The sequence below is a fragment of the Pseudomonas sp. WOUb67 genome, assembly GCF_050058005.1.
Lineage (GTDB): Bacteria > Pseudomonadota > Gammaproteobacteria > Pseudomonadales > Pseudomonadaceae > Aquipseudomonas > Aquipseudomonas putida_R.
Genome location: NZ_CP170112.1, coordinates 5,277,830 through 5,299,668 on the forward strand (window position 1 = coordinate 5,277,830; position 21,839 = coordinate 5,299,668).

Below are 21,839 nucleotides of genomic sequence, written 5' to 3' on the forward strand. Positions count from 1 at the left end.
TGATGAAGGGTTACTGGATCATTCTGGGCAGCGCTGTTAGCGATACAGAGGCTCAGCAGGAGTACGGGCGGTTGTGGGGCCCTATCGCCGAGCAGTACGGCGCAAAACTCAAAGTCCTCGACCCGGCTGCACTTGTGGAATCGCATACCAGTACACGCGCACTGGCTGTCGAGTTCGACAGCTACGCCCAGGCCAAGGCGTGCTACGCCGACCCGGCTTATGCAGAAGCGAAGGCGATGGCATTACGCGCCTATCGCCGGGAGGTGCTGATTATCGAGGGTGATCTGGGCTGACCAAACATGCAGGTGCCCCAGCGCCGCCTTGTGGGTGCAACTGTCTTGTTCAAAAGCTAAGCGCTGGCGCGATCACTGTGGGAGCGGCCTTGCGTCGCGAAAGGGCCGCAAAGCGGCCCCAGGATTCAAGCGCAGACGCGCAAATTGCTGGGGCTGCTTCGCAGCCCTTTCGCGACGCAAGGCCGCTCCCACAAAGGCCGTGCTTGTCTGACGGTTGATGCTGTTACTTGCTGGCGATCGACTGGTTGGCCAGCGGGCAGCTCTGGGCGTTAAGGAAACGCGATGTTTTCAGCCAGTTCTGCTGCGGGTAATAGGCAAACACGTAGCTGCCGCGTTGCAGCGTTTCGATCAGCTTGCCGGCAATCGCCGGTCGAACCGCTGGGCAGCCCTGGCTGCGCCCCAGGCGCCCGAGGCCGGGCACGACCTTAGGGTCGGCATACGCGGCAGCATGCATCACGATCGCCCGCGACATGCTGTTGTCATTGAACCCCGGCTCCAACCCTTGCAGGCGCAGCGAGCGGCCGTGCTTGCCGCTGTAGGTCTGACCGGTCTCATACAGGCCGATGGAGGACTGGTAGCTGTTCGGCGCGTTGGAGAACGTGGTCGGCACATCAGCCCCGCTGTTCTTGCCATGGGCGACCCACTCCTCGAATAACAGCTTCCTGGCGAGCAGGTCGAACACCCACAGGCGCTTGTCACGCGAAGCCTTGGAGTAATCGATCACCGTCAGCAACTTGTCTGCGTCGCTGTGGCTGGCGCACGCGTAGGCGGTGAGTGCCAGGGCCAGGGTCGAAAGGCTGGCGTTAGGCGCCAACTGCTGCAGCTCGGCAGCGCTAGGCAGGGGTTGCGCGTAGGCAGCATGCCAGGCGCTGAGGAAAAACAGGCCAATACTGGCCGCTGAGAGCCGAAAGGCTCCCCGCAATGGTTCGAACATCGACATGGAATACCCTGTTGAAAACCTGGCTTTTCTTGCCTTGTTTGCAGCCAAAAGCGGCTACTTTGCTTGATTACCTCAGGAAAGCCGATCACTTCTTGACCAATGGTTTAGATTCTTCACTGCCTTCGGTGCTGATCACCGTGAATTTTCCTTCGGTGCGGGTATCCCGGGTCGACGCCCAGTCGGTGATCACCAGCATCGTGCCGACGTCCATCGCCGTGCGTAAATGACGGCGAAACTCCGGGTTGATGTTCAGTTGCCCCAGTTGTTCATAGGGCGTATTGCCGTACTCCGGGTTGCTCAGGCCCACCACCGACCACCGTAAGGGTAGCGCGCCATCGAGTGCCAGGGCGGATGGTTTTTGCAGCAGGGAATACACCGCCATGCCACTGCGGTGCTGGCTGCCTTCAGGCGAAAGTGCTGGCGCCGAGCCAACCAGCTGCCCACCCCGGTACACATAGGCACGCAAGTCGGCGCGGCTGATCAGGATGGACAGGGGCCCTGCCGTGGGGTCTGGGTCGTTCCAGAATTGCTGGTTGCTCAGCATCAGCGGGCCTTGGGCCTTGCCATCGCTGACCGTCGGCGCCAGCACGCCCGGGTGGTAGACCTCCACCGGGGCACTACTGGTATCGGAAACGATGACAGTGGTCGAACTGAAACCGGTGACTTCATACAACTTCTTGGCAAAGCCCATCGGCAGGCGCACGCAACCATGCGAGGCGGGGTACCCCGGTAGATGGCCAGCGTGCAGGGCAATGCCGTCCCACGTCAGGCGCTCCATGTAGGGCATCGGTGCGCTGTTGTAGAGGCTGGACTTATGCTCGACCTTCTTCTGCAGAATGCTGAATACCCCGGTGGGGGTTTCCCGCCCTGCCTTGCCGCTGCTCACGGTGCTGACACCAATGGCGATGCCATTGCGATAGACGTAGGCCCGTTGCTCGGTAAGGCTGACCACTACGGTCACCGGCCCCACCGGTGAAACCTGCGGGTACCAGAGAAACTGGCCAGGCTTGAGGCTTTCAAGCTGGCTCCTGAGTGCGGCCGGTGTGGGTACCTGCAGTGGCGCCGCTTCGACCAAGGCAGCGGCGAGTAACAGACCCAATCCGAGCGTTACATGCAACATCCTATTGCCCCCCATAGAACCCTGCCGCCAGCTTAGTCGGAACATTACCCGCAAAGCCACCCGTTCAACGCGCCAGCCCAAGCTACCGGGTTGGCGCGCGACCACACCTGGTGCAGGTGGTAACAACTGTGCACGGTAACTGTGCACAAAATTCCCACTTAAAAGCCCAACGCACGCCACAGAAAATGCCGAATGAAGGCCATGGAACCATGGACCTAGCCAAACGCATGGGTTGGTATGATTCTTGTGTGTATACAAATCCAACAATAAAAGTACACAACCATCATGGAGTCCCGATGGCGTCGATTTCACGTTCCGATGTTGACCAGCTCGATGCGCTCCCCGCCGATACGGCTGGGTCCAGCGCGCTGCCGTTGAGCCCGCGCCTGTACAGTGCCGACCTTGCACCGACCCGCGCGGCAAATCGCACCTGGGGGCGCTACAGCCTGTTTGCGCTGTGGACCAACGATGTACATAACATCGCCAACTATTCCTTCGCCATCGGCCTCTTCGCCCTGGGCATGAGCGGCGCGCAGATCCTCGCCGCCTTCGCGCTCGGCGCGCTGGTGATCTACGGCCTGATGAACCTGTCCGGCTACATGGGCCAGAAGACCGGCCTGCCCTACCCCGTCATGTGCCGGATCAGCTTCGGCATCCATGGGGCGCAGATCCCGGCACTGATCCGCGCGGTGATCGCCATCGCCTGGTTCGGCATCCAGACCTACCTCGCCTCGGTCGTCCTGCGCGTGCTGCTGACCGCCATCGCGCCGGACCTCAAGGCCTACGACCAGAACTCGATCCTCGGCCTGTCGACCCTGGGCTGGGTCACCTTCCTCGGCATCTGGTGCGTGCAGGTGGCAATCTTCGCCTACGGCATGGAAATGGTGCGCCGCTTCGAGTCCATCACCGGGCCGATCATCCTGGTGGCTTTCGCCTGCCTGGCGGGCTGGATGTACTGGCGCAGTGGCCTGTCGATTTCCTGGTCGAGCGGCAACGCGCCAACCGGCTCCACAATGTGGTTGAAGGTGCTCGGCGCCGCCGCGTTGTGGGTCTCGCTGTACGGCACCATGATTCTCAACTTCTGCGACTTTACCCGTAACTGCCCGGACCGGCGCACCATCAGCGTGGGCAACTTCTGGGGCCTGCCGGTGAACATGCTCGGCTTCGCGCTGATTGCCGTGGTGCTCGCCGGCGCGCAGTTCAGCATCGACGGCAAGCTGGTGCAGGGCCCGACCGAAATCGTCGCCGCCATCCCCAACACCGCCGGCCTGGTGCTGGCCTGCCTGGCCTTCCTGATCGTCACCGTGGCGGTGAACATCATGGCCAACTTCGTCGCCCCGGCCTACGTGCTGGCCAACCTGGCGCCAAACCTGCTGAACTTCCGTCGCGCAGGCTTGCTCAGCGCCGCCATCGCAGTGGTGATCCTGCCCTGGCACCTGTACAACAGCCCGTCGGTGATCGTGTATTTCCTCGGCGGCCTGGGCGCCCTGCTCGGCCCGCTGTACGGCATCATCGTCACCGACTACTACCTGGTACGACGCAGCCGGGTGAACCTGCCGCAGCTGTATAGCGAAAGCCCGGAGGCCGCGTATCACTACAGTGGCGGGGTCAACCTGCGCGCCGTCGCGGCGTTCATCCCGGCTGCGCTGATCGCCATCGTGCTGGCGCTGGTGCCGGCGTTCGAGACGCTGTCGCAGTTCTCCTGGTTCTTCGGGGCGGGTTTGGGCGGGTTGATTCATTACGCCATTGCCAACCGCAACGCCAGGTACACCGAGGTATCTGGTGAAAGCATTGCGGTGGATAGCGCGCAGCACTGATCGGGATTGGAAGCAGCCACCTGTGGCTGCTTTCGACCCATAGCTGCCAGTCATATCTCAGGAGCGCGCTGGGTTCTTCGCGGGCATGCCCGCTCCCACAGGGAGTGCGCAGGATTCAGGCTCATGCAGTACCTGTGGGAGCGGCTTTAGCCGCGAACACCGGCGAAGCCGGTGCCATCCACCGCGCATGATTCTTCGCGGGTGAACCCGCTCCCACAGTGATCGCGCAAACTTTCAGAGTTTGAACAGGACAGTTGCTTCAACAGGGTTCGTGCCGGCCTCGGAAGATGAGCAATGGCAGCATTTTCGCAATGGCAGCTATGGGTCGATAGCGGACATTCACGCCTCCACTATCGCCTCCTGTACTTGGCCGTGTTGCCGTCGACAGCGCCCTATCCATCAATCCGATTGATCTCCGCTCGGCTCATCGCACGCCAATCAGTCCGTAAAATACCGTAGTCGACACGCGCGGACTCAAGGGCCTCCTCCAATGACAACATCAGGTGGTCGCCTTCAATCTGCTGACGGCAGTAATCGATATACCGAATCTCCAGGTAGACCGGCGCTTCGCCTTCTCCCTCGACCTCAAGACCAAACAGCACGATAGCCGTTACGTGGGGGCGGTACTCACAAGGCTGCCGCAGCTTGGCAAACAGGTACACGGGCTTTTCCGTCATGGGTTCAACTCCCCTACATGCCCGGATACAGGCCTGCTGGAGGCTGGTAATCAGGGTCCTTGAACTGACTGTTACTGTAAGTGGTTTTGGCAGTAGGCCCGCCGTGCGGGTACATCACTTCCTGGTTGGGGACAAGGCGCCACACGGCGCCGTCCTTGTCGCGCTCGATCAGCGACGGGTACAGCGTGCAGGTACCGCCCGAACCTGATGTCATCCTGAACTGATAGTAGCGCCCTGCCTGGGGGGTGAACCTGGTTGTGACCATGCACGACTGGGTACGCGGTCCCTCCCAGAACATCCCCACCTGTGTTTCGATACCGGGCCGGACGCGTGTTTCGAAGTAGTCGAACGTCAAGTCCTGCCCTGCCTTGGGCATGTTTTGATCCTGTGTATGGATGAACGGGAGCGGCCCGGTGCGGATCACGCCGCCCGAGCGCACACCGTTTTCATATTGGTAGATATCGGCATGCTGAGTGAAGTTGACGATGCGTACCCAGGCAGGATTGGGCTCGCTTTCAGGCGCGACGAAGTAGTCGGTATGAGGGAGGTACTGGCAGCCCGCGAACAATGGCAGGACCAGTAAACAGCGTGCAGTGCGTATCGACATGGTGCATATCCTTTGCAGAGTGGTTCAACAGACCACGCTGTTGGGGAAGCATTCCGTAGCCAAATCTACTGGCCAGAAGGGCTTGCACGCGATGGCTGCTGCCTGACGTTAAATCTGCGATAGGTCGATAGCAGCCAATCGCGCCCTTCTACATCAGCCGGGCGGAGCAGCCTGGCGCCTCAAGTTGCTTGGCCACTTTCATCGCCAGTTCGACAAAGGCCTTCGCGGCAGCCGTTTGGTAAACCCCTTTTCGTTGCATCAGAACAGCGGTGCGTTGCAAGCGCTGCTGGTCGAGCTCGATAGCGACCAACTGCTCGTGAGCCAGGGCGATGGTGGCCGGCAACAAGGTCGAGAGCGTGGTCCTGCTGACCACTTCGATCAGCGCACTGATGGTATTGGCTTCCACTTGTACGTGAGGGCGAATGTTGTGCTGGCGGCAGTAGCTGTCGATCTGCTCACGCGTGGCGAATTCGGCGCTCAAGAGTATCAACGATTCTGAGTTCAACGCCTCCAGGCCAATACTGCCCGTCGTGGCGAGAGGGTGCTGCTTGCCGACCACCAGCGCCAGGGTTTCGACCAGGAGCGCTTGGGCCTCCAGGTCCAGATGATGGCCGTTGTCGAACGCTATGCCCACATCAACCTCGTCGGCCAACAACAGTTCTTCCATCGCCTCTTGAGCGATCTCCCGCACCACCAGCGTGATGCTCGGGTACCGGCCATGGAACGCTTCAACCAGCGGGCCAACGAGGTAGCTGGTGAATGTCGGTGTTACCCCCACCCGGAGTGATCCGCGGCTCAGATCGCCGAGGTCATCAATGGCTCGTTTTGCCTCCTGCAGTGCCTGCGCGGCTCGCTTGGCATAGCGCAGGTACACCTCGCCGGCATCCGTCAGTCGCGTGGTGCGGCCGGAGCGATCGAACAACGTTGTGCCGAGACTCTCTTCCAGCTGCCGAACCTGCTGCGACAAGGCCGGTTGAGACACATGCAGGGCCGCTGCGGCGCGCGTGAAACTGAGATGTTCTGCCACTGCGATGAAGTACTGGATGTGTCGGGCAAGCATGGGTGTACCTATAAGATTATCTGATCCGCTTGATAATAAATCAGACTTTTACCTTATTCAAAGTGCTGCGTAACCTTTGCTTCAACACATCGCGTCACCCCAAGGAGTCAGCCATGAAAGACATCATCGACGGGTTTCTGAAGTTCCAGAAAAACGCCTATCCCGAGCGCATCAAACTGTTCAAGGACCTGGCGAACCAGCAGAGCCCACGTGCCCTGTTCATCTCATGCTCCGACAGCCGCCTGGTGCCAGAGCTGGTCACCCAGCGCGAACCCGGAGACCTGTTCGTCATCCGCAATGCAGGCAACATCGTGCCGTCCTACGGGCCCGAGCCTGGGGGCGTATCGGCCTCGGTCGAATATGCCGTGGCGGCCTTGCAGGTTTCCGACATCGTCATCTGCGGCCACTCCGATTGCGGTGCCATGACAGCCATCGCCACCTGCAAATGCCTGGACCACATGCCCGCAGTGGCTGGCTGGCTGCGCTACGCCGATTCCGCCCGAGTGGTAAACGAAGCCCACAACCATTTCGGCCCGCAGGCCAAGGTCGAAGCCATGGTGCGCGAAAACGTGATCGCCCAGCTTGCCAACATCCAGACCCACCCCTCGGTGCGCCTGGCCCTCGAAGAAGGCCGCGTGACCTTGCATGGCTGGATCTACGACATCGAAAGCGGGCTGATCGAGGCCTTCGATGGCAGTACCGACACATTCGTATCGCTCGCCGACAACCCCGACGTACACGCCGTTTCCCAGCAACCCAAGCGCGTTGCCTGAACATCTTTCAACCAAGGAGAAACACCATGATCCAATCGCAAATCAGCCAGAACGCCCGCCTTGCCCTGAGCGAAGTCATCCTTCTGGCCAAAGCCCGCAAAGACCTGTCGTTCGCCCAGATCACCGAAGGCACCGGCTTGTCCGAAGCGTTCGTGACCGCAGCACTGTTGGGCCAGCACCCGTTGCCGGCGAGCGCCGCCCAGGTGGTGGGTGACAAGCTTGGCCTCGACGCGGACGGCATCGCACTGCTGCAGACCGTGCCACTGCGCGGCAGCATTCAAAATGGAATCCCGACCGACCCGACCATCTACCGCTTCTACGAGATGTTGCAGGTGTACGGCACCACGTTGAAGGCGCTGGTTCATGAAAAGTTCGGCGACGGCATCATCAGTGCCATCAATTTCAAGCTGGACATCCAGAAAGTCGAAGACCCCGAGGGTGGCTCGCGCGCGGTGATCACCCTGGATGGCAAATACCTGCCCACCAAACCGTTCTGATCTGGCTACGACACATGGGCTCGGCCGCAATGTTGCGGCCGAGCCACAACCTGAAGGTGATCAAAATTGAAAGCGTTGTTCGCATTGATACTCGGCGGGCTGTGCAACGTGGCGATGGCTGCCGACGTTGAGCAACAGGTCGGGCAGGCACCGGTTGAACAGTACAGCTACTCCCAGCACCTCGATATCGCTCGCGTCATTTCCATGAGCGAGGTCCCTGATGTCTGCCGGGTGGTGCCCGCTCGCATGACGTACGAAGACTCCCAAGGCAACAAGCATGTGCTTGAGTACCGAGTGATGGGCAATGGTTGCTCGAATAACTGAGCCCGGCCGTCGCAGCGCGGCAGCACTCCATATGAGGACTGAAGTTGATGGACCTTATCTTTCGCAATGTACGCATTGACGACGCCCAGCCGCTGGTAGATGTGGCCGTGCAAGCAGGCAAAATCGCCGAGATCGCACAACACATCGCCACCACCGCAGCGCACGAAATCCAGGGCGACGGCAAAGTGTTGGTTGCTGGGTTTGTCGAAGGCCACCTGCACCTGGAAAAAGCCAACGTCATGCAGCGCAAGGCCAACCGTTCCGGCACCTTGAAGGAAGCAATCGCCGTCACCGCCGAACTGAAGCCCACACTGACCCGTGAGGATATCCGCGAACGTTCGATCCAGGTGCTGCGCGCACTGGTTCAGGCCGGTACCACGCATGTGCGTGCCCATGCCGAGTTCGACCCCGCCCAAGGCTTCACCGGGCTCGAAGTGGTGCTGGAGTTGCGCGAGCAGTTTCGCGAGGTGATCGACATCCAGGTCGTGGCGTTTCCGCAAGAAGGCATTCTCAAGCTGCCTGGCATGCAGGCCATGATGACCCAGGCAATGGAGATGGGGGCCGATGTGGTGGGCGGCATTCCCTACAACGACGTGTCGCCGCTGGAGCACATTGATTTCGTCTTTGACTTGGCCAAGCGCTACGGCAAAGACATCGACTTGCACCAGGACTTCGCCGATGACGCCGAGCACATGACCATCGAGTACGTGGCACGTCGAACCATTGCCGAAGGCTACCAAGGGCGGGTCTGCGTTGGGCATCTGACCAGCCTGGCCGCCGCCTCGCCAGCGCGACAGGCACAGGTGATTGCGTTGCTACGTGAGGCCGACATCAGCGTGATGTGCCTGCCCGCCACCGACCTGCACCTGGGGGCTCGGGGTGACAGTCACAATGTCAGACGCACCCTGACGCCGGTGCGTGCACTGCGCGACGGCGGGGTCACGGTTTGCCTGGCCACCAACAACATCCGCAACGCATTCACACCGTATGGCACTGGCGACCTGCTGCACATTGCGCAACTGGCCATTCCCGCGTGCCACCTGGGCGGCGCGGATGATCAGGCCACCGTGTTGTCGATGCTCACGACAAACCCTGCCAAAGCCTTGGGGTTGAAACGCCACGGCTTGGCGGTGGGCAATGATGCCGACCTGGTGATGGTCGATTGCCGGGCTGTGGCCGATGTCATTCTCGACCTGCCGACACGGCTGATGGTGCTCAAGCGCGGCAAGGTGGTTGCAACGGCTGAGCATCGTAGGTCAGTCGCATTTTGAGGCCATCTTGAAGAATTCGTAATCAAGGAGGCTCATTTATGCCGGCTCTGGACCGAGAGCGGCACTGCCTGAGTACACTGGGAAATGCTCTATCGCTATGGCCTTCTTGCGTCCTCCAGGCCGTTGTAGTGCGAAGACTTTTCTATCCATCTCCGATACTGGCGAGTGCGAAAGGCCATGGCGAGCTGTTGCAGGATCAGCGCGCGGAGCGGTGAAACGCTTGGGTTGGGCTTTTTAGCCCGGCTGAGTTTGCCCAATTGAAACTTCACGACCGCCATGTTCGCCAGGGCCGCAATAGCTTTGTTTTTCCAGGTGATCGGTGGCAATTGCGGGGCGCTGTCTTTGCCCTGTAACCAGTCACGAGGCAAGTGCGGTTTGATGGCTAACGCCGTTCCGATGCCCACCATGTCCACACCACTTTGCACGACCATTTCGGCCACAGGGCGGCGACGTATACCGCCGGTGACCATCACCGGCATTTTGGCGACGGTTTGTATATCGCGGGCGAACTCGACGAAATAAGCTTCGCGAGCCAGGGTGCGACCATCGCGCGCGTCACCCTGCATGGCGGGTACTTCATAGCTGCCGCCCGATAACTCCACCATGTCGACGCCCAGGCCGTTAAGCAACTCAACCACTTTTTTAGCGTCATCGGCGGTGAATCCTCCGCGCTGGAAATCGGCGGAGTTGAGTTTGACCGCCACTGCAAAATCCGCGGGCACCAAAGCCCTGACCGCCCTGACGATTTCGAGCAACAGCCGCGCGCGGTTTTCCAGGGAGCCACCCCACTCGTCCGTCCTTTGATTGGTCAACGGTGAAAGGAACTGGCTCAGTAAATAGCCATGGGCAGCGTGAATTTCCACACCGGTGAACCCGGCTTGTTCAGCGAGGCGTGCGGTACTCGCAAAGCGCTGAATAACCTCCTCGATCACGCCAGGGGTCATTGCATGAGGCGTGGCAAAACGCTTCGACATTTGGCCCAGTTCCAGCGGCACGGCTGAGGGTGCCCAGGTTTTTTGCCCGAGATTGGACAGCATCTGCCGACCTGGGTGGTTGATCTGCAACCAGAACTGCGCACCGCCGGAGCGACCCACACGCGCCCAGCGCTTGAACTTGTCCAGTTGCTGATCGTCCTGCAACACCACGCCACCCGGCCCGGTCATGGCGCGGCCGTCGACCATCACGTTGCCGGTGATAATCAGGCCGGCACCACCGTCGGCCCATGCTTGATAGAGACGCATCAGTGCTTCGGAAGGCGCCTGATCGGCATCTGCCATGTTCTCTTCCATGGCGGCTTTGGCGATGCGGTTCTTGATGGTCGAACCGTTGGGGAGCATCAGGGTGTCGAATACATTCATGGGGCAGTCCTCAACTGAAGATGAGGCCACCTTAAGATTAAAGTAAACTTTAAGGTCAATACCTTTTTCAGGTCAGCCGAGGTTCATCGCACCAGCCGGGACGAGGGTTTCACTTTACGCTTGCCTGAAGCTTGGCCAACCCCTTCTTCACGCAAACGATTGATCAGCATTTGCGCATTTTCCGCACACTCCATATCTTCGGGCTTACCCTCGATGCCTTTGATGACGAGCAGAAGTTGGGCTTTGTTCTGCGCTAGCCGTTGCTGTAGAACACCAATTTCCTCAACTTTTTGCTTGAGTCCACTGAGCAACTCGTCGTGCTGCCAGCCGCTGGCATTCGTCGGCATCAGTTGCCGGATTTCTTCCAATGAAAACCCCGCCGCCTGCGCTCCGGTAATGATCTCCAGAACCCACTGGGTATCCGGCGCGTAGTCCCTGTAGCCATTTGCTTTGCGCTCGACAGATCTGATCAAGCCGCTAGCCTCGTAGAACCGGATGCGTGACGGTGCCAACCCGCTGATTTTCGCCAGTTCGCCAATTCTCATAACCCACCCTTGAAGCACTATCGACCTTGAAGTTGACTTTAAACCTAAAGCCTTCGGGCGACCAAGCAGCTCAAATGATTGCCCAATACCTGGCCAGCCGCTGTGATGGACGGCAATGACCTTTCACGGGTTTGGGCAACAGGTTGCCAGCGCTTGGGGTTGCCGACACGTCAGGATTTATATGAGGGTGTTCGGGCCTAGAGCCAACGCCTGACCTGTTTGCAGTACTGCGTAAACTCCCCCCCGAAGAGGCTGGCAAAGGCCCGCTCCTCCGGCCCGATCTGGAAGCGGTTCATGTAGATCACAAAGCCCAACACACCAAGCAGTGCTGGCGGCCAGGCGAGGAAGATCGACCAGGCTATCAGCACTGTGGCGAAGCCCAAGTACATGGGGTTGCGTGTGTACCTGTAAACGCCCGAGCGGGCCAAGGCCGAAGCCGTTTCAGGCTTCAGCGGGTTGACCGTTGTACGTGCGTGTCGGAAAGAAAGCACGCCGGCCAGGCAAACCGCTACGCCTGCCAGCAATACCACCAGCGCCAGGCCAATGCGCCATTCGAGAGTCAGCTCCAGTGTTCCCGGCAAGTGTCGAGCTGCGAACCACGCCAACAGACCGAACAGGGTAGCGACCAGCGGCGGAGGAATACGGTTGTCCATGATGAATGCCTGGTAGAGAGAAACTGGCTACCAGCGTGAGGGTTGTAGCCACTTCAGGGTCAAGCCGCTTGTGCACGATATTCACCGCGGGGGCTCATATGACTTTCACCGCGCGGCCAATGAACTTCACCGGGCCCGTTGGTGCACCGGTCGGGGAGCCTCCCGCTTTCTCAAGGGTCAGCTCGAACAGCTGATTAGGCTCAAGCGCAGGCAAGCGCCTCAGCGGCACGCGGTACTGTTCGCCCGGTTTGACCAGCCCCAGCGAAACAGGTGCGCGCCACTGCTCGCCCTTGGTCCAGAACTGCAAGGTCATGCCTTCGGGCACATCGTCCACGCCAAGCGGGATCAGTTCGATCATGCTCGCGTCATTGGCTTGCACTACCCACCCCGGGGCCTGGCCCGACGGCGCTACCAGCACCACCATATAGGTGGTCACAGGCGGTGCCTTGGTCAACAGCGCCAAGGCGAGAAGCAAGCTCGCGGCAAGCCCCGCAGCGCTCAAGCCCTGCCAGAGCCCAAGCCGCTGCCACCAGCCAGCGCGTGGATGCCTGGGCGGTTGAGCCTCTTCAAGGCTGCGCTCGATCCGGCCCCACAAGCGGTGGCTTGGCGTGATGGGTTCAACCTGCGTGGTCAGTTCGAGCAGGCGGGCCTCCCAGGCATCCACTGCGGCGCGTACGGCCGGCTCCGTGTTCAACCGGTCCTGCATGGCAGCACGCTGCTCGCCACTCAAGGTTCCCAGCACGTACTCGGCTGCCAGGTCGTCCAGGGCTTCGGCGCTGTCATCACCTGGGGTACGCTTCATGTCATGCACTCCCGCAGGGCCTTCAGGCTTCGCTTGATCCATGCCTTCACGGTGCCTAGCGGCGCACCCAGCAGCGCTGCGATTTCGGCATTGCTGCAACCGTCCACATACGCGTGCAGGATGCAACGCTGGGGAGCGGGTTGCAGTTGCTCAAGGCAGCGATAGATTTTCGCCGAGCCTGACCACAGTTGCAGGTCGTCCAGCTCCGGGGCCAGGGTTACAGTCGCGATCATGCCAGTCTCGCCCAGGTCGGTTTCCCAGCGGCTGTCACGCACGAAGTTCAGCGCCAGGTGACGGGTAATGCTGTAGACCCAGCCCCGGGCTGACCCGCGCGATGGGTCATAGCTGGCAGCACGTGTCCAGATACGCACAAAGGCATCGTGAACGATGTCCTCCGCGCTCGCCTGGTCGCGCGCGATGCGCCGTGCGACGCCCAGCAAACGCGGCCCCTCATGCTCGTAGAGCGCCTGCAAGGCGCGGCGGTCTCCTTGGGCACAAGCGGCAAGACAGCCCTCGAAATCAAATGGAACAACGGGCGAATTCAAAATGGGGTCGTTCCTTCATCATGAAACCTGGACGGTGCCCAGCCTTACCGGCCTGGGGCACGTCCAGCAGCGTAGATGATCAATCGCTGGCGTGCCGCTCAAGCCCTCGTCACTTGGCTGACCAGAACACGTAGTCCGCCTGGTACTTGACTACTTGCTGCGCGCCTTTGCTCTGCGCCGTGCAGTCCACCGAAGGCGCTACGCCACCGCGCGTCGCCAGGCGCTGGATGTAGCTGACCCCTTGCATTGCACCCTTGCCCTCGGCAGGGTTGGCCTTGACCAGTTGATACGGGATATCGCCTTTGGCCGCCGGGGCAACGGCAAGCTGGGTGCCGGTCACTTTCGAACCGTCCTTGGCCTGCCAGGTGGCCGGAGGACCGAAATAGTCACCGACAGGCTTGCCGCTGCGATCATTGAGCACCGCCTTGGGGCCGACGAAAGTCCACTCCGTCTGGCCTGGCGCATTGGCCTTGTCTCGGCATTCGTAGGTGATCTCACCGACACCGACGGTTTCCAGCATGATGGCGTGGCCATCGGGAACCTTGACTGCGTCCGGGACGCCCGACTGGGCATGGGCGGGTGCAGACGCAAGTACAAGGCAGGCGGCGAGCATGGAGAAAGCGGGCTTGATGATCATGGGGCGAACTCCTCAAGGGGCATGGGGCAGGCAATCACCGACTGCCTGATAAGAACTACCCATCGGGTGCCGTTCTGGATGCACTGGCCCAAAAATAATTTTGCATGCTTGTAATCGATCCCGTGCTGAAGCCGAAGCAGGCGTGCGACGGTCGACTGATCAGGCCCGGGCGGTTACGCTGGCGTTTTCCACCTGCACGGAAGCGCCAGTGAAAGAGGCATACCAAGGAAGCTGCTTGTGTGCAGCGGTCAGTTACCTGCTACTTACCCCGCCAAAGGCCGTGAGCCACTGCCATTGCAGCCAGTGCCGCAAAGGGCACGGGGCAGCATTCGCGTCCTACGGCAGCGTTCCGCGCGGCATGCTGCGCATCCTTCGCGGCGCCACCAGTATCAAGACCTACGCGTCTTCGCCGATGGTCGCGCGGGAGTTCTGCGTGGAGTGCGGCTCGACCTTGTTCTGGTCACGCACCCAAGGTGAGTTTGCCGACTGGATATCGATAGCGCTGGGCACGCTTGATACTCCCTTCCTGCCCAAGCAGCAGAAACACCTTCACCTCGATTCTGCTGCCCCGTGGTACGCACACTGCAGCCACGCTGAACGTGAAGAGACCAAACCGCAACAGAGCAATCACGGCTAGGCACCACGATGCCTGAACAACGGATGCTAGCGCTCACCGCACCTTCCGGAGGTTCCGTTCGTTGACTGACTCACAGCACAGCCCTACCTACGCAAAACGGTTCGAAGCCGTGCTTGCCTACATCGACAGCCACCTCGAAGGTGACCTGTCGGTGAATGCCCTGAGCCGCATCGCCAACTTCTCGGCGTTTCACTTTCACCGGCAGTTCACGGCATACATGGGCGTTCCGGTTTCACGTTACGTGCAACTGATGAGGCTTCGACGTGCGGCGCACCAACTGGTCGCCTCGCCCGCAACGCCCGTACTGGAAGCCGCATTCGGCGCCGGCTTCGAAAGCCCCGAAGCCTTTTCCAGGGCGTTCAAGCGTGCCTTCGGCATGGCGCCGAGCGTGTTCGCCAAGGCGCCGAACTGGCAGGCCTGGAGTGCGGTATTCGTTGTTCCACACCTTTCCAGGAGTATCACCATGCAGATCCGTATCGTGGATTTCGCCGAAACCCGCGTAGCCGCGCTCGACCACCGAGGGCCGCCCAGCCTGGTCGGTGAAAGCGTTGCGCGTTTTCGCCAATGGCGCATAAACAGCGGCCAGTCGCCGGTGGCCAGCAGCCGCACCTTCGGCATCCCCTACGACAACCCCGACACCACCCCACCCGACGCCTTTCGCTTCGCCGTTTGTGGGGAGATGGACGAGGCTGTGCAGCCCAATGAGTTTGGTGTGCATGAACGGGTTATACCGGCGGGGCGTTGTGCGGTGATTCGGCACAGTGGCTCGCCTGACTACATTGGCGAAACCATTTATCCGCTATACCGGGACTGGCTGCCGTCGAGCAATGAAGAGCTGCGCGACCATCCGTTGTTCTTCCAATACCTGAGCGTGTATCCGGAAACGCCGCTGGAGCAGTGGGAAACGGATATTTATGTGCCGCTGAAGTAGGCCGGGCAACGGGCAGCAGGAGAAGCCAACCATCACTGGTCCAGACGCATGGCGGGCCAAATTGGTAGACTATGCCCATTCCCCAAATCCACCCGGCGCCGGGCAACCGAGCCGGGTATCAGATACGTGCCCCAGATGCCCCAAGAATCAGCTGTAAATCAACGTGCGGAGCCGGCCCGCCGGTTTTCCGTTGCACCGATGATGGACTGGACAGACCGCCACTGCCGCTTCTTCCTGCGCCTGCTCTCCAAGCAAACCTTGCTCTACACCGAAATGGTCACCACCGGTGCCTTGCTACACAACGACGCCAACCGTTTCCTGCGCCACGATGTCTCCGAGCACCCGCTGGCCCTGCAACTGGGCGGTAGCATGCCCGCTGACCTGGCCGCCTGCGCGCGCCTTGCGGAGGAAGCGGGCTACGACGAGGTGAACCTCAACGTCGGCTGCCCCAGCGACCGGGTGCAGAACAACATGATCGGCGCCTGCCTGATGGCTCACCCGGCGCTGGTGGCCGATTGCGTGAAGGCCATGCGTGATGCGGTGTCGACGCCGGTGACGGTGAAGCACCGCATCGGCATCAATGGCCGCGACAGCTATGCCGAACTGTGCGACTTCGTTGGGCAGGTGCGCGAGGCGGGGTGCCGGAGTTTTACCGTGCATGCGCGTATCGCGATTCTGGAAGGGCTGTCGCCGAAGGAAAACCGCGAGGTTCCGCCGCTGCGCTATGACGTGGCAGCGCAGTTGAAGGCGGACTTCCCGGACCTGGAGATCGTGCTCAATGGCGGGATCAAGACCCTGGACGAATGCCGGGCGCACCTTGAAACCTTCGATGGCGTGATGCTGGGGCGTGAGGCCTATCACAACCCTTACCTGCTGGCCGAGGTGGACCAGCAGCTGTTCGGCAGCGATGTGCCGGCGGTCAGCCGGAGCGAGGCGCTGGCGCAGTTGCGGCCTTATATCGTGGCGCATATGGAAAGCGGTGGCGCGATGCACCACGTTACCCGGCATATTCTGGGGCTGGCCCAAGGGTTCAAAGGGGCGCGGCGCTTCCGTCAATTGCTGTCGGCGGATATTCACAAGGCGGCCGAGCCGTTGGCGGTGTTTGACCAGGCGGTGGAGTTGTTGCAGGGGCGGTGATGTTGCTTGGGCAAGCTCCGCTTTCCCCTGTGGGAGCGGGCATGCCCGCGAAGAATCCTGCGCGGTGGATGGCACCGGTTTCGCCGGTGTTCGCGGGCACGCCCGCTCCCACAGTGATCGCGTAAACGCTTAGATTTTGAACAAGACAGTTGCTCCTACAAGGGGTCGTGCAGGGTTCGGAATTTGTGTATGCGGAACCTCATGGCGGCCTGGCACTCGAATCTTCACCTCTCGCACCGCCCTTCGCGGGCAAGCCCGCTTCTACAGCCCTTGAGCGGCTGTCGGGGCTCGGGTAATGTCGAGTAAATGCACAGGACAGAGCACGCCCATGACTTCCAAGCTGGAACAACTCAAGCAGTTCACCACCGTGGTCGCCGACACCGGGGACCTGGACGCCATCACCCGCCTGAAGCCGGTCGATACCACCACCAACCCGTCCCTGCTGCTCAAGGCTGCCGCCATCCCTGGGTACGCCGACTTGCTCAAGCAGGTGAAAGCCGATGCCAAGGGCGATGTCGACCTGGCCTGCGACAAGTTCGCGGTGGCCGTGGGTTCGGGCATCCTCAAGGTCATTCCGGGGCGTATCTCCACCGAGGTGGATGCCCGCCTGTCGTTCGATGAACCCGCGCTGCTGAACAAAGCCCGCCAACTGATCGAGCTGTATGACGCAGCCGGGGTCTCCAAAGACCGCGTGCTGATCAAGCTGGCCTCCACCTGGGAAGGCATCCGTGCTGCCGAGCAGCTGGAGAAGGAAGGCATCCAGACCAACCTCACGCTGCTGTTCTCCTTCGCCCAGGCCCAGGCCTGCGCCGATGCCGGGGTGTTCCTGATTTCGCCGTTCGTGGGCCGTATCTACGACTGGTACAAGAAGAGCACCGGCAAGGAATACGTGGGCGCCGAGGACCCTGGCGTGCAATCAGTGACGCGCATCTACGACTACTACAAGGCCAATGGCTACAACACGGTGGTCATGGGCGCCAGCTTCCGCAATATCGGCCAGATCGAGCAACTGGCCGGCTGTGACCGCCTCACCATCAGCCCTGAGCTGTTGCAGCAGTTGAGCGATGACCAGGGTGAACTGCCGCGCGTGCTCAAGCCTGGCAATGCGGGTGAACCCAAGCAGCAGTTGAACGAAAGCCAGTTCCGCTGGGCGATGAACGAAGATGCCATGGGCACCGAGAAGCTGGCCGAGGGTATTCGCCAGTTTGCGCGGGACCAGGAGAAGCTGGAGAAGTTGATGGCTGAAAAAGCCTGATACATATCGGATTTGCCTGACGGGCGGGAAGTGTTCAGCATTTTCCGCCCGTTTTTGTTTGCTATCGTTTCCGCGCCAGGCTTTAGCATTTTCTTGAATCCAAGGGCCCTTTCGCGGGCAAGCCCGCTCCCACAGGTAAAGTGCAGCCCTTGAGTGCATTGCCGCACCTGTGGGAGCGGGCTTGCCCGCGAAGGGGTCGACTAGCCTTCAGAGCTGTTGATGACCCCATCCTTGCCCCTCGTACTCACCGGCCCGGTACTGCGCCGTCTGGAACCCCAGCGCCTGGCCATCTGGCTGGTCGCGACCCGATCGCTACAACCCGAATTCATCTTCCCGGCAAGCGAGGCCAAGATTGATTGCCAGGTCGTCCCGGTCGGCCAGCACGCCTTCATCCACCTGCTGGAAATCCACTTCGCCAACCCCCTGCCCTGCAACCAGCAGCTTGACTACGACCTGCTGATCAACGGCCAGGGCATCGCAAGCTGGGCACCGCACCTGCTCTACCCCGGCACCCAGCGCCCGAGCCTGGTGCTGCGCGACCGTCTCGACCACCTGCTGCACGGTTCTTGCCGCAAGCCGCACCACCCCGCTGCCGATGGCCTGCTGTGCGCTGACCGCCTGCTGCAGGCCTGCGAGCAGCCGGAAGACCGCCCGGCCGTGCTGCTGATGACCGGCGACCAGGTGTACGCCGACGATGTCGCCGGCCCGATGCTGCGTGCTATCCATAGCCTGATTGAGCGCCTGGGCCTGTTCGACGAGCAACTGGATGGCGCAGTGGTCGCCGACAGCCAGGCGCTGTACCGGCACCCGGCCAGCTACTACCACCGCGCCGACCTGCTGCCAGCGCAGGAAACCAACGACACCTTGCGCGAGCGGTTTTTTGGCGGCAAGCGCAAGCCGATCTTCTCGTCCAGCAACGCCGACAACCACCTGGTGACCTTCGCCGAGGTCATGGCCATGTACCTGCTGGTGTGGTCACCCGTGCCTTGGCAGTTGGTGGATATGGCGATGCCCAGCGGGCTGACCGACCAGCGCCAGGCCCGTTATAGGCAGGAGCTGCCGCTGATCCAGGCGTTTGCGGGGAACCTCGGCCAGGTGGCGCGGGTGATGGCCCACCTGCCCTGCCTGATGATATTCGACGACCACGACATCACCGACGACTGGAACCTTTCGGCACAGTGGGAAGAAACCGCCTACGGCCACCTGTTCTCGCGGCGGATCATCGGCAATGCCCTGCTGGGCTACCTGCTGTGTCAGGCCTGGGGCAACGATCCGGACAGCTGCAAGCCACTGGTCAATCAATGCCAGGCACTGTGCAGCCAGGCCCGCGATGAACTGATCGGCGAACTGCTGCGCTTTCAGGGCTGGCAATTCAGCCTGCCAACAAATCCTCCCTTGCTGGTGCTGGACACCCGTACCCGCCGCTGGCGCAGCGAAAGCAACCTGGCTAAACCGTCCGGCCTGCTTGACTGGGAAGCGCTGAGCGAGTTGCAGCAGGCGCTGCTCGACCACCCGTCAGCGGTCATCGTCTCGCCTGCGCCGATTTTTGGCGTGAAGCTGATCGAGACCGTGCAGAAGGTGTTCAGCTGGCTGGGCTACCCGCTGTTGGTGGATGCCGAAAACTGGATGGCCCACCGGGGTGCGGCGCAGGTCATCCTCAACATCTTCCGCCACTCGCGCACACCGGGGCACTACGTGGTGTTGTCCGGGGATGTGCACTACTCGTTCGTCTATGAAGTGCTGATCCGCCACCGCCAGCGCAGCCCGCATTTATGGCAGGTGACCAGCAGCGGGATCAAGAACGAGTTCCCCCGGCGCCTGCTGGATGTGCTCGACCGGCTCAACCGCTGGCTGTATGCGCCGCGCTCGCCACTCAACTGGTTTACCAAGCGCCGGGAGATGGAGGTGGTACCGCGTACGCCCAGCCACAGCAAGGCCGGGGAGCGCTTGTGGAATGGCGCAGGGTTGGGGCAGGTGTTCTTTGATGAACAGGGGCGGCCGATGCGGGTGTATCAGCTGGATGCAGGTGGGGGTGAGGCTACGGAGTTTGTTGGCAGCAAATAGTCTTCAGCCTGTGCCGGCCTCTTCGCGGGTAAACCCGCTCCCACAGGCATCGTGGGCCTTTCAGACCTGTGCAGATCCCTGTGGGAGCGGGTTTACCCGCGAAAGGGCCGGCACAGGTTAAAAATCAGGTCCGCTCCAGCGCATTGACCAGGTCATGGAACGCTTCGCGGTTGGAGTCATTCAGGCCCATGAGGATCTTGTGCGCCTCCAGCACCTTGGAGCGCACCACCTCTTCGTTCTGGTCCTGCGACGGCAGGTCGGTCAGGCACTCGGGGCACGGAATCGGGCGATCGACGATGTTGAACACCTGATCGAAGCCCATCGACTGCAACAACCGGGAAATGTCCGGGTTGGTGGTGACCACAGTCGGCAACAGGCCTACCTTCTGCCGTGACAGGATCGACAGCTTGGCCAGCAGGCCCAGGGTGGTGCTGTCGATGCTCTCGGTTTCGGTCAGGTCGATGACAATCGCCGAGAAGTTCAACGCCGTGAAAATCTTCTCGATCGTCGCATCCAGCGCCGAACACAGGGTCAGGCGCACTTCACCGACGAACTTCAGTACGAAGGTACCACTCTGCTCGGCGAACTGGATTCTACCGGTACTCATTGAAAGTTCCTGCTCAACACCAATAGGGCGATATCATCCGGCATATCCCCAAGCGTAGCTAATCCGAATCGTTGACGCAGCCCATCCAGGCTGCCACCTGCTGCCTTGACGATCTCCGGCAAGGCGGCTTCTTTATCTTTGAGCGTGTCACCCGGCAAAAGGTCCAGAATGCCATCGGACATCAGGCTGAGGCTGAACTGCGGTGGCAGCTCCACCACCAGGTCCTGGTAGGTCGCCTCGTCGAACAGCCCCACCGGCAGGCCACGGCCTTCCAGGTAGCGGGTATGCCCGGGGGTGTGCAGCACGGGCAGCGGCAAGTGGCCACCCACGGCGTAGGTCAACAGACCCGCCTCTTCGTCGATCACCCCGCCGACCATGGTCACGTGCTTGCCCAGCTTGCTATTGATCAGGCCGCGGTTGATGTGGCTGAGCACTTCGGACGGCTTGAACTCACGCATCTTGCTGCGCTTGAGCTCAAACATGAGCCGCGTGGTCATGAACTTCAACAGCACGGTGACAAAGGCCGACGACGCGCCATGCCCGGAGACATCGGCAAGGTAGAAGGCAATGCGCCGCTCGTCCACGCGGAAGTAATCGACAAAATCACCCGACAGGTACAACGACGGGATGATCTGGTGCTCGAAGGCGAACTCCCCAGCCACCCAGGGGCTTTCCGGCAGCATGTTCATCTGCACCTGGCGACCGGCGGTCTGGTCCTCCTGCAGCAGGTGCAGGCTGGCCTCCAGTTCGCGGTTGGCCGTTTCGAGCTTGTCGCGGTAGCGCTGGTTTTCCAGCACCAGGCGCGAGCGGTCGAGGGCACGGCGCACCGAATGCTCAAGCACGGCCAGATCTTCCAGCGGCTTGATCAGGTAGTCGGCGGCGCCCAGGCGCAACGCTTCCACCGCGTCACTCATGACACCGGCACCGGACACCACGATCACCGGCAACTGCGGCGCACGCTCGCTGACCTGACGGATCAGTTCGAGGCCGCCCATCTGCGGCATGCGCAGATCGCAGATCACGAGGTCGGGCTGGTGTTCTTCGAAGACCTGAAGCCCCTGCTGGCCATTACCGGCCTGGAGGACGCTGAAGCCACTGTCTTCAAGATAGGCGGCGAGGCTCGCACGGACCACGTCGTCGTCATCGATAATCAGCAGCGTTGCACTGGTTTTCTGCATGTGGGCGAACGGCGCCGATTTAGGTTGGTGCAGCGGTGTCGGCAAAGCAGACGGCCAGCTACGGGAATTCTTTGTGGTCACACTCTACTTGAGTTGTAGGACAAGAACACC

General features: G+C 61.1%; 24 protein-coding genes. 11 read left to right on the forward strand and 13 right to left on the reverse strand.

Translation table 11 applies throughout. From position 1 onward, the window contains the following. The first annotated feature begins 2 nt into the window (after positions 1-2). On the forward strand, positions 3-293 hold the full coding sequence (locus tag ABOC32_RS23395) for a DUF1330 domain-containing protein (protein WP_426809056.1): 291 nt from the start codon (positions 3-5) through the stop codon (positions 291-293). A gap of 223 nt (positions 294-516) precedes the next feature. On the opposite strand, the gene ABOC32_RS23400 is transcribed toward ABOC32_RS23395, so the two are convergent. After that, positions 517-1,233 carry a murein L,D-transpeptidase catalytic domain family protein gene (locus tag ABOC32_RS23400; RefSeq protein WP_426809057.1) on the reverse strand — a complete coding sequence of 239 codons (717 nt, stop codon included), beginning with the start codon at positions 1,231-1,233 and terminating at the stop codon, positions 517-519. Positions 1,234-1,318: 85 nt separating this feature from the next. Further along, a complete protein-coding gene (locus tag ABOC32_RS23405) occupies positions 1,319-2,353 on the reverse strand; it encodes a L,D-transpeptidase (RefSeq protein WP_426809058.1) in 1,035 nt (344 codons plus the stop codon). A 227-nt stretch (positions 2,354-2,580) separates the two neighbouring features. On the opposite strand from ABOC32_RS23405, the gene ABOC32_RS23410 reads away from it, so the two are divergent. Next, positions 2,581-4,170, forward strand: coding sequence for an NCS1 family nucleobase:cation symporter-1 (locus ABOC32_RS23410; RefSeq protein ID WP_426811653.1), 1,590 nt, complete (start codon positions 2,581-2,583; stop codon positions 4,168-4,170). Positions 4,171-4,562: 392 nt separating this feature from the next. Here the strand turns inward: ABOC32_RS23410 and ABOC32_RS23415 are convergent, their stop codons facing one another. The 3 genes from ABOC32_RS23415 to cynR all read right to left on the reverse strand — a co-directional run bounded on the left by ABOC32_RS23415 (position 4,563) and on the right by cynR (position 6,514). Beyond that, a complete protein-coding gene (locus ABOC32_RS23415) occupies positions 4,563-4,847 on the reverse strand; it encodes a hypothetical protein (protein ID WP_426809059.1) in 285 nt (94 codons plus the stop codon). A 13-nt stretch (positions 4,848-4,860) separates the two neighbouring features. Next, positions 4,861-5,454: a hypothetical protein gene (locus ABOC32_RS23420; RefSeq protein WP_426809060.1), complete on the reverse strand. Its 594-nt coding sequence runs from the start codon at positions 5,452-5,454 to the stop codon at positions 4,861-4,863. A 148-nt stretch (positions 5,455-5,602) separates the two neighbouring features. Continuing rightward, a complete protein-coding gene (cynR, locus tag ABOC32_RS23425; RefSeq protein ID WP_426809061.1) occupies positions 5,603-6,514 on the reverse strand; it encodes a transcriptional regulator CynR in 912 nt (303 codons plus the stop codon). A 113-nt stretch (positions 6,515-6,627) separates the two neighbouring features. Here cynR and ABOC32_RS23430 point away from each other — a divergent pair, with 113 nt between their 5' ends. The 4 genes from ABOC32_RS23430 (at position 6,628) to ABOC32_RS23445 (ending at position 9,379) form a co-directional block, all read left to right on the forward strand. Beyond that, positions 6,628-7,287 carry a carbonic anhydrase gene (locus tag ABOC32_RS23430; protein ID WP_426809062.1) on the forward strand — a complete coding sequence of 220 codons (660 nt, stop codon included), beginning with the start codon at positions 6,628-6,630 and terminating at the stop codon, positions 7,285-7,287. A gap of 26 nt (positions 7,288-7,313) precedes the next feature. Continuing rightward, a complete protein-coding gene (cynS, locus tag ABOC32_RS23435) occupies positions 7,314-7,784 on the forward strand; it encodes a cyanase (RefSeq protein WP_234229410.1) in 471 nt (156 codons plus the stop codon). Between the two features lie 66 nt (positions 7,785-7,850). Continuing rightward, positions 7,851-8,108, forward strand: a complete 258-nt coding sequence (locus ABOC32_RS23440) for a DUF2790 domain-containing protein (protein ID WP_426809063.1) — start codon at positions 7,851-7,853, stop codon at positions 8,106-8,108. A 47-nt stretch (positions 8,109-8,155) separates the two neighbouring features. Further along, positions 8,156-9,379 (forward strand): amidohydrolase family protein, encoded by a 1,224-nt coding sequence (locus ABOC32_RS23445; protein WP_426809064.1) that lies wholly within the window; start codon positions 8,156-8,158, stop codon positions 9,377-9,379. Between the two features lie 95 nt (positions 9,380-9,474). On the opposite strand, the gene ABOC32_RS23450 is transcribed toward ABOC32_RS23445, so the two are convergent. From ABOC32_RS23450 to ABOC32_RS23475, 6 genes are all read right to left on the reverse strand, one after another. Further along, the gene (locus ABOC32_RS23450; RefSeq protein WP_426809065.1) at positions 9,475-10,737 is read right to left on the reverse strand and encodes an NADH:flavin oxidoreductase/NADH oxidase family protein; all 1,263 of its coding nucleotides are present in this window, start codon (positions 10,735-10,737) and stop codon (positions 9,475-9,477) included. A gap of 83 nt (positions 10,738-10,820) precedes the next feature. Then, the gene (locus ABOC32_RS23455) at positions 10,821-11,282 is read right to left on the reverse strand and encodes a MerR family transcriptional regulator (RefSeq protein ID WP_426809066.1); all 462 of its coding nucleotides are present in this window, start codon (positions 11,280-11,282) and stop codon (positions 10,821-10,823) included. Positions 11,283-11,479: 197 nt separating this feature from the next. After that, complete coding sequence (locus tag ABOC32_RS23460; protein WP_426809067.1) at positions 11,480-11,935, reverse strand: methyltransferase family protein; 456 nt, start codon at positions 11,933-11,935, stop codon at positions 11,480-11,482. A gap of 94 nt (positions 11,936-12,029) precedes the next feature. After that, positions 12,030-12,737 (reverse strand): anti-sigma factor, encoded by a 708-nt coding sequence (locus tag ABOC32_RS23465; protein ID WP_426809068.1) that lies wholly within the window; start codon positions 12,735-12,737, stop codon positions 12,030-12,032. Continuing rightward, a complete protein-coding gene (locus ABOC32_RS23470; protein WP_426809069.1) occupies positions 12,734-13,282 on the reverse strand; it encodes a sigma-70 family RNA polymerase sigma factor in 549 nt (182 codons plus the stop codon). The genes ABOC32_RS23465 and ABOC32_RS23470 overlap by 4 nt, the downstream gene beginning before the upstream one ends. 109 nt (positions 13,283-13,391) lie before the next feature. Continuing rightward, positions 13,392-13,919: a DUF3455 domain-containing protein gene (locus ABOC32_RS23475; RefSeq protein WP_426809070.1), complete on the reverse strand. Its 528-nt coding sequence runs from the start codon at positions 13,917-13,919 to the stop codon at positions 13,392-13,394. A gap of 208 nt (positions 13,920-14,127) precedes the next feature. Here ABOC32_RS23475 and ABOC32_RS23480 point away from each other — a divergent pair, with 208 nt between their 5' ends. The 5 genes from ABOC32_RS23480 to ABOC32_RS23500 all read left to right on the forward strand — a co-directional run bounded on the left by ABOC32_RS23480 (position 14,128) and on the right by ABOC32_RS23500 (position 19,943). Beyond that, positions 14,128-14,556 (forward strand): GFA family protein, encoded by a 429-nt coding sequence (locus ABOC32_RS23480; protein WP_426809071.1) that lies wholly within the window; start codon positions 14,128-14,130, stop codon positions 14,554-14,556. Between the two features lie 61 nt (positions 14,557-14,617). Continuing rightward, positions 14,618-15,487, forward strand: a complete 870-nt coding sequence (locus tag ABOC32_RS23485) for an AraC family transcriptional regulator (RefSeq protein ID WP_426809072.1) — start codon at positions 14,618-14,620, stop codon at positions 15,485-15,487. Positions 15,488-15,622: 135 nt separating this feature from the next. After that, a complete protein-coding gene (gene dusA, locus ABOC32_RS23490) occupies positions 15,623-16,624 on the forward strand; it encodes a tRNA dihydrouridine(20/20a) synthase DusA (protein WP_426809073.1) in 1,002 nt (333 codons plus the stop codon). Positions 16,625-16,952: 328 nt separating this feature from the next. Then, positions 16,953-17,879, forward strand: a complete 927-nt coding sequence (gene tal, locus ABOC32_RS23495; RefSeq protein ID WP_426809074.1) for a transaldolase — start codon at positions 16,953-16,955, stop codon at positions 17,877-17,879. A gap of 219 nt (positions 17,880-18,098) precedes the next feature. Then, on the forward strand, positions 18,099-19,943 hold the full coding sequence (locus ABOC32_RS23500) for an alkaline phosphatase D family protein (RefSeq protein WP_426809075.1): 1,845 nt from the start codon (positions 18,099-18,101) through the stop codon (positions 19,941-19,943). Positions 19,944-20,067: 124 nt separating this feature from the next. On the opposite strand, the gene rssC is transcribed toward ABOC32_RS23500, so the two are convergent. Continuing rightward, positions 20,068-20,550, reverse strand: a complete 483-nt coding sequence (rssC, locus tag ABOC32_RS23505) for an anti-sigma factor antagonist RssC (RefSeq protein ID WP_016500715.1) — start codon at positions 20,548-20,550, stop codon at positions 20,068-20,070. Continuing rightward, the gene (gene rssB / locus ABOC32_RS23510) at positions 20,547-21,728 is read right to left on the reverse strand and encodes a two-component system response regulator RssB (RefSeq protein ID WP_426809076.1); all 1,182 of its coding nucleotides are present in this window, start codon (positions 21,726-21,728) and stop codon (positions 20,547-20,549) included. Before rssB ends, rssC begins: the two co-directional genes overlap by 4 nt. Positions 21,729-21,839 lie beyond the last annotated feature (111 nt).

Coding starts and splice junctions, on each gene's coding strand:
- ABOC32_RS23395 (WP_426809056.1), top strand. CDS start 3: ATGAAGGGTTACTGGATCATTCTGGGCAGCGCTGTTAGCGATACAGAG.
- ABOC32_RS23400 (WP_426809057.1), bottom strand. CDS start 1,233: ATGTCGATGTTCGAACCATTGCGGGGAGCCTTTCGGCTCTCAGCGGCC.
- ABOC32_RS23405 (WP_426809058.1), bottom strand. CDS start 2,353: ATGTTGCATGTAACGCTCGGATTGGGTCTGTTACTCGCCGCTGCCTTG.
- ABOC32_RS23410 (WP_426811653.1), top strand. CDS start 2,581: ATGGGTTGGTATGATTCTTGTGTGTATACAAATCCAACAATAAAAGTA.
- ABOC32_RS23415 (WP_426809059.1), bottom strand. CDS start 4,847: ATGACGGAAAAGCCCGTGTACCTGTTTGCCAAGCTGCGGCAGCCTTGT.
- ABOC32_RS23420 (WP_426809060.1), bottom strand. CDS start 5,454: ATGTCGATACGCACTGCACGCTGTTTACTGGTCCTGCCATTGTTCGCG.
- cynR (WP_426809061.1), bottom strand. CDS start 6,514: ATGCTTGCCCGACACATCCAGTACTTCATCGCAGTGGCAGAACATCTC.
- ABOC32_RS23430 (WP_426809062.1), top strand. CDS start 6,628: ATGAAAGACATCATCGACGGGTTTCTGAAGTTCCAGAAAAACGCCTAT.
- cynS (WP_234229410.1), top strand. CDS start 7,314: ATGATCCAATCGCAAATCAGCCAGAACGCCCGCCTTGCCCTGAGCGAA.
- ABOC32_RS23445 (WP_426809064.1), top strand. CDS start 8,156: ATGGACCTTATCTTTCGCAATGTACGCATTGACGACGCCCAGCCGCTG.
- ABOC32_RS23450 (WP_426809065.1), bottom strand. CDS start 10,737: ATGAATGTATTCGACACCCTGATGCTCCCCAACGGTTCGACCATCAAG.
- ABOC32_RS23455 (WP_426809066.1), bottom strand. CDS start 11,282: ATGAGAATTGGCGAACTGGCGAAAATCAGCGGGTTGGCACCGTCACGC.
- ABOC32_RS23460 (WP_426809067.1), bottom strand. CDS start 11,935: ATGGACAACCGTATTCCTCCGCCGCTGGTCGCTACCCTGTTCGGTCTG.
- ABOC32_RS23465 (WP_426809068.1), bottom strand. CDS start 12,737: ATGAAGCGTACCCCAGGTGATGACAGCGCCGAAGCCCTGGACGACCTG.
- ABOC32_RS23475 (WP_426809070.1), bottom strand. CDS start 13,919: ATGATCATCAAGCCCGCTTTCTCCATGCTCGCCGCCTGCCTTGTACTT.
- dusA (WP_426809073.1), top strand. CDS start 15,623: ATGCCCCAAGAATCAGCTGTAAATCAACGTGCGGAGCCGGCCCGCCGG.
- tal (WP_426809074.1), top strand. CDS start 16,953: ATGACTTCCAAGCTGGAACAACTCAAGCAGTTCACCACCGTGGTCGCC.
- ABOC32_RS23500 (WP_426809075.1), top strand. CDS start 18,099: ATGACCCCATCCTTGCCCCTCGTACTCACCGGCCCGGTACTGCGCCGT.
- rssC (WP_016500715.1), bottom strand. CDS start 20,550: ATGAGTACCGGTAGAATCCAGTTCGCCGAGCAGAGTGGTACCTTCGTA.
- rssB (WP_426809076.1), bottom strand. CDS start 21,728: ATGCAGAAAACCAGTGCAACGCTGCTGATTATCGATGACGACGACGTG.